Source organism: Roseovarius sp. MBR-51, assembly GCF_053628575.1.
In genome coordinates this window covers 61,493-70,621 of sequence record NZ_JBRJGQ010000017.1, presented here as the reverse complement: position 1 = coordinate 70,621, position 9,129 = coordinate 61,493, and the positions used below count along the sequence as shown (strand labels likewise).

Here is a 9,129-nt window from a genome sequence, read left to right as displayed (position 1 = left end):
ATCGCCGCCGTCAACGTCGTCTTGCCGTGGTCAACGTGACCAATCGTGCCGATGTTCACATGCGGCTTGTTACGTGCAAACTTTTCCTTTGCCATGATACTGGCTCCTTCTTGTGTTCGTGTGCGGTGCGCGTCGGCGCACCCTACGGGGATGGTAGGGTGGGCAGATTGCCCACCGCCGTTATGCGTATTTCTTCTGGATTTCTTCAGAGATGTTGTGCGGCACCGGCTCGTAATGCGAGAATTGCATCGTGAACTGGGCGCGTCCCGAAGACATCGAGCGCAGCGTGTTGATATAGCCGAACATATTCGCGAGCGGCACGTTTGCGTTGATCGCAATCGCGTTGCCGCGCTGTTCCTGACCCGACACCTGACCGCGCCGCGACGTAAGATCGCCGATGACGTTGCCGGTATATTCCTCGGGCGTGACCACCTCGACCTTCATGATCGGCTCGAGCAGCTTGGCACCAGCCTTCTTGAGGCCTTCGCGCATGCCCATACGACCGGCGATTTCAAATGCCATGACCGAAGAGTCAACATCGTGGTACTTGCCGTCGATCAGCGAGACCTTGAAGTCGATCACGGGGAAGCCCGCGAGCGGACCGCTGTCCATGACAGAGCGGATACCTTTTTCGACGCCCGGAATGTATTCCTTGGGCACGGCACCACCAACAATCTTGCTTTCAAAGCTGAAGCCTTCGCCCGGCTCTGTCGGCGTGATCACCAGCTTGATCTCGGCGAACTGACCCGAACCACCCGACTGTTTCTTGTGGGTGTAGGTGTGCTCGACCATGTGGCTGATGGTTTCACGATAAGCCACCTGCGGCGCACCGATATTGGCCTCGACCTTGAACTCGCGACGCAGACGGTCGACCAGAATGTCGAGATGCAACTCGCCCATGCCCTTCATGATGGTCTGACCGGATTCGATATCGGTCTCGACGCGGAAGGAGGGATCTTCTGCCGCCAGACGGGCCAGACCCGCCGACATTTTCTCTTGGTCGCCCTTGGTCTTGGGCTCTACCGCGATCTCGATCACCGGATCGGGGAAGGTCATGGTTTCCAGAACAACCGGCTTCGACGGATCACAGAGCGTATCCCCGGTGGTGGTCTCTTTCAGACCGGCCAGCGCGATGATGTCGCCTGCAAACGCCTCTTCGATCTCTTCGCGGTTGATGGCGTGCATCATCATCATCCGGCCAACGCGTTCTTTTTTGCCTTTGGTGGCATTGAGCATCGCGTCGCCCTTCTTCATCACGCCGGAATAGATGCGTGTAAAGGTCAGCGAACCGACGAACGGGTCGTTCATGATCTTGAAGGCCAGCGCCGAGAATGGCTCGGAATCATCTGCATGACGCGCGATGTTACGGGTCTCGGTCTCGTCATCCGGGCTAAAGCCCATGTAGGGCGGCACGTCGAGCGGCGAGGGCAGAAAGTCGATGACCGCATTCAACAGAGGCTGCACGCCCTTGTTCTTGAACGCAGACCCCACGAGGATCGGAACAAAGCTGAGCGACAGCGTGCCCTTGCGGATCAGCGCGCGCAGGGTATCTTCGTCGGGCTCTTTGCCTTCGAGATAGCCTTCCATCGCATCGTCATCCATCTCGACGGCGACTTCGATCAGGTTGGCACGCCATTCGTCAGCGAGATCCTTGAGATCATCACGGATCGGCTGACGGACCCAGGACGCGCCCAGATCTTCACCCTTCCAGACCCATTCTTCCATCTTGATGAGGTCGATGATGCCTTCGAGTTGATCCTCGGCACCGATCGGCAGAGCCACAGGCGCGGGGATAGCCCCGGTGCGGTCCTTGATCATCTTGACGCAGTTAAAGAAGTCGGCGCCGATCTTGTCCATCTTGTTGACGAACACCAGACGCGGCACCTTGTAACGGTCAGCTTGACGCCACACGGTTTCGGTCTGCGGCTCGACACCGGCGTTCCCGTCCAACAGACAGATCGCGCCATCGAGAACCGCCAGCGAACGCTCGACTTCAATGGTAAAGTCGACGTGGCCGGGGGTGTCGATGATGTTGAAACGGTACTTGGTATCCGAAACGCTCTCGAGGCTCGGATCTTCCTGACGCTGCCAGAAGGTCGTGGTCGCAGCCGAGGTAATGGTGATACCGCGTTCCTGCTCCTGCTCCATCCAATCCATCGTCGCGGCGCCGTCATGGACTTCGCCGATCTTGTGGGACTTGCCGGTGTAGAACAGGATGCGCTCGGTCGTCGTGGTCTTGCCCGCATCAATATGGGCCATGATCCCGAAGTTCCGGTAACGCTGGAGGGGATAGTCGCGTGCCATGATTCAAATGCCTCTGAGGTTTACCAGCGGTAGTGGCTGAACGCTTTGTTCGCGTCTGCCATCTTGTGGGTGTCTTCGCGCTTCTTCACGGCCGAGCCGCGGCTCTGAACCGCATCGACCAGCTCACCGGCCAGACGCTCTTCCATGGTGTTCTCGTTGCGCGAACGCGACGCATTGATCAGCCAACGGATTGCCAGAGCCTCACGACGCTCGGGGCGCACTTCGACGGGCACCTGATAGGTGGCACCACCGACGCGGCGCGACCGCACTTCGACGGAGGGTTTGATGTTGTCCAGGGCTTCGTGGAACACTTCGACGGGCGCGCGTTTGATCTTGGCCTCGACGCGCTCCAGCGCATTGTAGACGATCGTTTCGGCGACGGACTTTTTGCCGTCGATCATCAGGTTGTTCATGAACTTGGTCAGAACCCGATCACCATACTTGGCATCAGGCAGGACTTCGCGTTTTTCTGCGGCGTGACGACGAGACATCTATAATTCCTCTTACTTCGGACGCTTCGCGCCGTATTTCGAACGGCGCTGCTTACGGTCTTTGACGCCTTGCGTATCGAGCACGCCGCGCAGGATGTGGTAACGCACACCGGGAAGGTCTTTCACACGGCCGCCACGGATCAGAACCACAGAGTGCTCCTGAAGATTGTGGCTCTCACCGGGAATATAGCTGATGACCTCAAAGCCATTGGTCAGGCGCACTTTGGCGACCTTCCGCATGGCCGAGTTCGGCTTCTTCGGCGTCGTGGTATAGACGCGCGTGCAAACGCCACGCTTCTGAGGGCAACCCTGCAGATGCTGTGACTTTGTGGTTCTGACTTTCGGCTGCCGCGGCTTGCGGATCAGCTGTTGGATCGTTGGCATTCCGGTTATTTCCCCGTCTCTCAACACATGTGTCTGCACAAGGACCAGCCCCATGCGGTTAATCAAAAGCGAATCGCGCGTCCGCAATACGCAAAGACCGCAATCGCACCCTGTATTTCGGGTCCGACGCGGTGGGTTTCCAGAGGATCGGGGCGCGCTCGCCCGGATCTTGACCACTACAGTTCTGATACAGGCGACGGGGCGACCCCCTCAGCCATGGATGGGGCGCGTATAGGGGGAGTCGCGGGGGTTGTCAACAGCCCTGCCCGCCCTTGCACAGATGCCCGACGGGTGCGATGTATCAGGGACAAAAGCGGGCGTAAACCCGCGCGCCAACAAAGGGTTCAGAGCCATGCGCGTGATCGGGATTTGCCGATTCTCCTACCCGGCTGTCGGCGGCTTCAAGCGGATGCACGACACCGTGGCGGATCGCGAAGCCTATCTCTATGCCCCGGCCCGAATGGACCTGCGTTTTCGCCATTTTGAATGCCTCACCCTGCCCTCCATCGCCGCGCAACAGCATCCCGACTTCACCTTTCTCATCCTGATCGGTGACAGCCTGCCCAAACGCTACCGCGACCGCCTGCACGACCTGACCGCCCATGTGCCGCAGATCAAGATCATCGAGAGCGAACCGATGAAGCACCGCCTCGCCATGCAAATCGCCATAAAGACGGAGCTCGGAGAGGACACGGTGCCCTCCATGCAATTCCGCCTTGATGACGACGACGCCGTCGCCCTCAGCTTCGTCCGCAGCCTGCGCTGGTTCGAAAAGCATACCCGCACCATGCGCAAGAACTGGCCTCACATGGCCATCGACTATAATCGCGGCTACTCGGTCACGCTGTCGGATGAGGGGATCAAGGCCGAAGAAGTACAGCCGCCCTTCTGGGCGTGCGGTTTGGCCGTGCTCTTTCGTCCCGGCGATGACCTGACCGTGATGAATTTCAGCCATCACAAGCTGCATTACGACATGCCGACCCTTATTCAGCCCGGCCCGCATATGTATCTGCGCGCCAAACATGACGACAATGATTCCGCCGCAAAATACGTCTGCGGCCCGATGCACCCGCTGGACCCGCGCGAGGCGGCCTTCTTCAAGTCGCAGTTCAACGTGGACGAGGACCAAGTGAAAGCTGTCTTTTCAGATCCGCCTTCGCCCGTCGACTGATCTGCGCCTCGCGGTAGAGCGTGAAAAGTCCGCTCGCCACCACGATCGCCGCCCCGATCAGGGTCAGGGTCTGCGGCCAGTCGCCAAACACCAGCCAGCCCAGCAACAGCGCCCAAATCAGGCTGGTATAACGAAAGGGCGCCACGAAACTGATCTCGCCCACCCGCATCACCATGATGGAAAAGAGATAACCGCCGATGATCATCACCGCCGCGCCACAGATGATCAGGGCGGCCCGCGCATCTATCGGCACCCACTCCCCGGTCAGGCTTCCCAGACCGAAAAACGCCATGATGAAAAACGAATTGAACAGCGTCACCAGCATCGACGGCACATCCCGCGACAGTTTGCGCGTCGCCAGATCGCGCAGCGTGACAAAAGCCACAGCCGCCAATCCATAGACCGAATAGACGTTGAACCCTTCGGTGCCCGGCCGAACGATCAGCATCACGCCGATGAACCCGGCCAGAATGGCCGACATCCGCTTCCACCCCACCGGCTCGCGGAAAAACAGCGCAGCGGCCAGCGTCAGCGTCAACGGCAAGGCCTGCATGATCGCGCTGATATTGGCCAACGGCATGTTATAGAGCGCGGAGACAAAGAAATACGCGGACCCGATCTCGCCCACCATGCGCCAGAACACCGGCCCCCAATCCTCGCGCGGCAAATGCCGTTTCAGCGCCCCCATCTTCCACGCAATCAGCGCCACGAGGATCGTCGTCACTACCCCGCGCAGGAACATCACCTGAAACAGCGGCACCTGTCCCGCCAGCCCCTTGATCATGGCATCGTTCAGCGTGAACGCCGCCATCGACCCCATCATCAGTAGGGCGCCGGTCAGATTGTCGGAGCGGGGCATGATGTGCCTGTTTTTGAACCTCTTGCCTCGGCATTAGACAGGGATCACCGGCAGGTGCAACCCGATATCACCCCGCCAGCGCCGCGTGCAAGGCACCGTGCAGCACCGGATTGGCCGCCAGAACCCCATTGACCAACGGCACCGGATTGTTGAACCGGAGCGGCCCTGCACGCCGGTCCGACGTCACCGCCCCCGCCTCCCGCAGAATAAGGTCGCCCGCCGCAATGTCCCATTCCCAGGACGGACGCAGCGTCATCATCGCGTCATAGCGCCCCTCTGCGACAAGACCGAGGCGATAGGCAAGGGATGGTCGAAACGCCCGCGTGACGTCGGGCACGCGCCCCCCCAGCCAATGCTCCGGCGCATAATTGGGCTTTGAGGCCAATATCGACGCGCCCACCAGATCGGCCCGTCCGGTGGCCCGGATCGGCACCCCGTTCAACGTGGCCCCCTGACCCACAGCGGCGGCATAGAGCTTGTCCCGCATCGGCAGATAAATCGCAGCGGCAACCACCACGCCGCCCTCGGACACCGCCAAAGAATGCGCCCAACTGTCATTGCCCTCGATGAAACTGCGGGTGCCGTCGATGGGATCGACAATGAACACCCGATCCGCCTGCAATCGCGCTGCCGTGTCTTCGGTCTCTTCCGACAACCAGCCATATTCGGGCCTTGCGCTGCGCAATTGCTCCACCAGCATCGCATTGACCGCCAGATCCGCCGCCGTCACCGGACCAGCCCCTCCAGCCTTGTCCTGCACCTCCAGCGGCCCGCCCACATAGGCGGTGGCAATCCGACCCGCCTCATGCGCAGCCTCGATCAAGAGCAGCAGATCACTCCCCGGCAAGCGTCATCCCCTCGACCAAGAGCGACGGCACCACCCGACCCAGATGCAACCGCGCGTCATTGGCCGGGATCATCCGGCGCAGCATCTCGGGCAAACTGCCGGCGATGGTGCATTCGTTGACCGGCCATTTGATCTCGCCATTCTCCACCCAGAATCCGGCGGCGCCTCGCGAATAATCGCCGGTGTTGGGATTGATCGTCGAACCGATCATCGACGTGACCAAAAGGCCGGTTCCCATCTCGCGGATCAGATCGTCACGGCTCTGCGTGCCCTGCGTGAGCGCGATGTTCCACGTCCCCGGCGAGGGCGGGGCAAAGGTGCCGCGCGTCGCATTCGCCGTGCTCTGCATCCCCAGCTTGCGCGCATTGGCCAGATCGAGCGTCCATCCCATCAGCATGCCATCCTTCACAATCGCACGCTTGGCGGTGGGCAGCCCCTCGGCATCAAACGGCCGCGATCCGCTCACGCGCGGACGGTGCGGGTCTTCGAGCACCGACAGCGCCTCAGGTAGCACCTGCTCTCCCAACCGCTCGCGCAGCCACGACGATCCCCGCGCCACCGACGCGCCACTCGCCGCCGCCAGCAAATGCCCGATCAGCGTGCCTGACACGCGCTCGTCAAACACCACCGGATAGCCCCCGGTGCGCGGGCGACGCGCGCCCAGACGCTCGACCGCACGCTCCCCCGCACGGCGACCAATCTCGGATGCCTCCCGCAGATCGCAGGCAAAGATCCGGCTGTCGCCATCGTAGTCGCGTTCCATCCCGGTGCCGGTCCCGGCAATCGCCACGCACGACAGCCCTGTATCACTGCGTGCATAGCCACCGGAAAACCCGTTACTGGCGGCAATATGCACCGCGCGCTGACTATACCCCGCCGTCGCCGACTGCACCTGCGTGACACCGGCCACTCCAAGCGCCGCCGCCTCCGCCTCTAGCGCCATCCGCGCCAAGGCATCGGGCGCAGGTTCGGGGCTCGGATCACAGAGCTCCATCGCCGCCACATCCCAGTCACGCGCCAATTGCCCCGGCTCCGCCAGCCCCGCATAGGGATCGACCGGCGCTTCCCGCGCCATCGCCACCGCCCGCTCGGCCAGCGCGGCAATCGTCGCCTCGCCGGTATCCGAGGCCGACACATTCGCCTGCCGCCCGCCGATCAGCACCCGCAGCCCGATGTCCACACCCTCGGCCCGCTCTGCCTGTTCCAGCGTGCCGCCGCGCATGTCGATCGTTACCGACTGCCCGCGCAACGCCATCGCATCCGCCGCCTCGGCCCCCGCCCTGAGCGCCGCGTCAATCAGCGCATGGGTCAATTCATCAAGCGCTTTCGCCATGGCCATCTCCTTGTTGCCGTCCTGAGGTAGACCGACACCCCCCCACGCGCAAGCCCGCGCCCATGCAAAAGGCCACGCGCCTGCGCCCGTGGCCCCCTCTGCCGATCATGTCCGCGTTATTTCAGACGCTGCCCATTCGCCAGCACCTGACCCTCCTCGGTCACTTCAATGCGCGAGGTGAGCTCATCCTCGCCTGACCCGGTGCGCGCGAACATGCCCGCCATCATCCGCACCATCATCGCCTGATCCTCAGCCACAAAGCCCATGCCAATCAGCTTGTCCAAGAGGCCGTTGCCCCCCACCAGCCGCAAATCAATCGCGCCTTCGGGCGCAGGCACCCCGTCAAAGCTGGTCAGATCCGTCTGATCAAAGGTAAACGCCCCCGCCCCGGTCAGCTTGGCCCCGGCCAGATCAACCGTCAGATCATTGAGCACGAGGCTCTCCACTTCACCGGGGGCCGCTTCACTCTCTTCCAGCTTGGTCATCTGCTCGGGGTCGAGCAGATCAAAGAACAGCCGCCCCTTGCCCGACAGATCGACGCTGATCGTCGCCGGATCACGCGGCAATTTCTCGCCCGGGTCGAACATCGCCCAGATCATGTCCGACATGGTGAAGCCGCCAAAATTCAGCGCCAGCGCATAATCCTGCATCTCCTCGCTCTTGCCCACCGGCATCACGAGGTTGAACCCCGCACGCTCCATCTCAGCCGTCACCGGAAACGGCAGCTCGTCTCCGGTCATCGCGAGGCTCACACCGCGCCCGTCACCGCCATAGCGCAACCCCTCGGGGCTGATCTCCGCCCGCAACGTGCCACTGTCAGAGCTTTGCGTCCCCTCGATGACCTTACCCTCATTGGTGAACTTATAGGCCGTGTTGCCACCTTCATACTCCATCAGACTGTTGACCCTCAGCCCCTCGCGCAGCGCAGAGGCCATGTCGCTTGCATCAACACCCTCGACCAGATCCCCGTTGCCCGTCATGCTGATACGCGCCAACGTGCCCTTGATCTCGGCACGCCCACCTGCTTCGGGATCGGTGAAATCAATGTCATACCCCACCGGGCCTGCGGTCAACTCCTGCGTGAACCCGCGCTTGTCCCCGGTCTCTTTGCTCTGATACTGCCCCGCCAGATCCGCCATTCGGATCTGCGCCGCGCCAATCTCGGGCGTCTGCTCTCCGGCCACCAGATCGGTCAAGGTCATCGTCATCTCTTGCGCGGTATAGTCATAGCTCATCGCCGCCGGATCACCGGTGACGCGCATGTCCATGCCCCGCTGCGCGATCTCAATCGTCAGCGCGACCTGCTCGCCCGCCTCATCCTTGAGGTCCATCGCCATCGGAATGGTCTTGGGCAGGATCACCACAACCGATCCGTCGCTCTGTTCCACCAGTTGCATCTGATCCATGCGCAGCTCAACCATGCCGCCCTCTTCTGGCACCTGCATCCGCATCGCCATGTCCCGAATCGTCAGCGTATCACCCGACTGCGCGGTGTCGCCCTGCACGTCATAGCCATAGCTTTCGAGATAGGTCTGCCAATCCTCCCAGACCTGCACGGCGGTCAGATCGGCAAATCCGGCCGTCGCCGACAGACAGAGCAAAGAGGTCGATGCGGTAAGCGTGCGACTATAAGACATGAAGGACACCTTGTTGAAATCGGAGTTACCCTTAGCTTGGGTCGTCACAGCGTAAGGGTCAAGGATGATCTGACTGGAACTTGACCCGTCCCGGCGTTAGGAC

The 9,129-nt window shown here is 61.6% G+C and carries 9 protein-coding genes; 1 reads left to right on the top strand and 8 read right to left on the bottom strand.

The window, feature by feature from the left end; translation table 11 throughout:
- From ACSSVY_RS19340 to rpsL, 4 genes are all read right to left on the bottom strand, one after another.
- The coding region (locus ACSSVY_RS19340) for a GTP-binding protein (protein WP_139229758.1) at positions 1-95 on the bottom strand (95 nt) is incomplete at its 3' end.
- Positions 96-180: 85 nt separating this feature from the next.
- On the bottom strand, positions 181-2,304 hold the full coding sequence (gene fusA, locus ACSSVY_RS19335; protein ID WP_454271411.1) for an elongation factor G: 2,124 nt from the start codon (positions 2,302-2,304) through the stop codon (positions 181-183).
- 20 nt (positions 2,305-2,324) lie between these two features.
- Positions 2,325-2,795 (bottom strand): 30S ribosomal protein S7, encoded by a 471-nt coding sequence (rpsG, locus tag ACSSVY_RS19330; RefSeq protein WP_009817498.1) that lies wholly within the window; start codon positions 2,793-2,795, stop codon positions 2,325-2,327.
- Positions 2,796-2,807: 12 nt separating this feature from the next.
- Positions 2,808-3,179, bottom strand: coding sequence for a 30S ribosomal protein S12 (gene rpsL, locus ACSSVY_RS19325; RefSeq protein ID WP_008281863.1), 372 nt, complete (start codon positions 3,177-3,179; stop codon positions 2,808-2,810).
- A gap of 352 nt (positions 3,180-3,531) precedes the next feature.
- Between rpsL and ACSSVY_RS19320 the strand changes: the two genes are divergently transcribed.
- Positions 3,532-4,350 (top strand): glycosyltransferase, encoded by an 819-nt coding sequence (locus ACSSVY_RS19320; protein ID WP_454271408.1) that lies wholly within the window; start codon positions 3,532-3,534, stop codon positions 4,348-4,350.
- On the opposite strand, the gene ACSSVY_RS19315 is transcribed toward ACSSVY_RS19320, so the two are convergent.
- The 4 genes from ACSSVY_RS19315 to ACSSVY_RS19300 all read right to left on the bottom strand — a co-directional run bounded on the left by ACSSVY_RS19315 (position 4,289) and on the right by ACSSVY_RS19300 (position 9,026).
- The gene (locus tag ACSSVY_RS19315; RefSeq protein WP_454271406.1) at positions 4,289-5,209 is read right to left on the bottom strand and encodes a DMT family transporter; all 921 of its coding nucleotides are present in this window, start codon (positions 5,207-5,209) and stop codon (positions 4,289-4,291) included. The genes ACSSVY_RS19320 and ACSSVY_RS19315 overlap by 62 nt on opposite strands.
- 67 nt (positions 5,210-5,276) lie before the next feature.
- Positions 5,277-6,056, bottom strand: coding sequence for an inositol monophosphatase family protein (locus tag ACSSVY_RS19310; protein ID WP_454271404.1), 780 nt, complete (start codon positions 6,054-6,056; stop codon positions 5,277-5,279).
- Positions 6,043-7,395 carry a TldD/PmbA family protein gene (locus ACSSVY_RS19305; RefSeq protein WP_454271402.1) on the bottom strand — a complete coding sequence of 451 codons (1,353 nt, stop codon included), beginning with the start codon at positions 7,393-7,395 and terminating at the stop codon, positions 6,043-6,045. Before ACSSVY_RS19305 ends, ACSSVY_RS19310 begins: the two co-directional genes overlap by 14 nt.
- A 110-nt stretch (positions 7,396-7,505) precedes the next feature.
- Positions 7,506-9,026 (bottom strand): DUF2125 domain-containing protein, encoded by a 1,521-nt coding sequence (locus ACSSVY_RS19300; RefSeq protein WP_454271401.1) that lies wholly within the window; start codon positions 9,024-9,026, stop codon positions 7,506-7,508.
- Positions 9,027-9,129: the final 103 nt, after the last annotated feature.

Excerpts from the sequence above, each read along its gene's own strand:
- fusA (WP_454271411.1), bottom strand. The coding sequence starts at position 2,304 with ATGGCACGCGACTATCCCCTCCAGCGTTACCGGAACTTCGGGATCATG.
- rpsG (WP_009817498.1), bottom strand. The coding sequence starts at position 2,795 with ATGTCTCGTCGTCACGCCGCAGAAAAACGCGAAGTCCTGCCTGATGCC.
- rpsL (WP_008281863.1), bottom strand. The coding sequence starts at position 3,179 with ATGCCAACGATCCAACAGCTGATCCGCAAGCCGCGGCAGCCGAAAGTC.
- ACSSVY_RS19320 (WP_454271408.1), top strand. The coding sequence starts at position 3,532 with ATGCGCGTGATCGGGATTTGCCGATTCTCCTACCCGGCTGTCGGCGGC.
- ACSSVY_RS19315 (WP_454271406.1), bottom strand. The coding sequence starts at position 5,209 with ATGCCCCGCTCCGACAATCTGACCGGCGCCCTACTGATGATGGGGTCG.
- ACSSVY_RS19305 (WP_454271402.1), bottom strand. The coding sequence starts at position 7,395 with ATGGCCATGGCGAAAGCGCTTGATGAATTGACCCATGCGCTGATTGAC.
- ACSSVY_RS19300 (WP_454271401.1), bottom strand. The coding sequence starts at position 9,026 with ATGTCTTATAGTCGCACGCTTACCGCATCGACCTCTTTGCTCTGTCTG.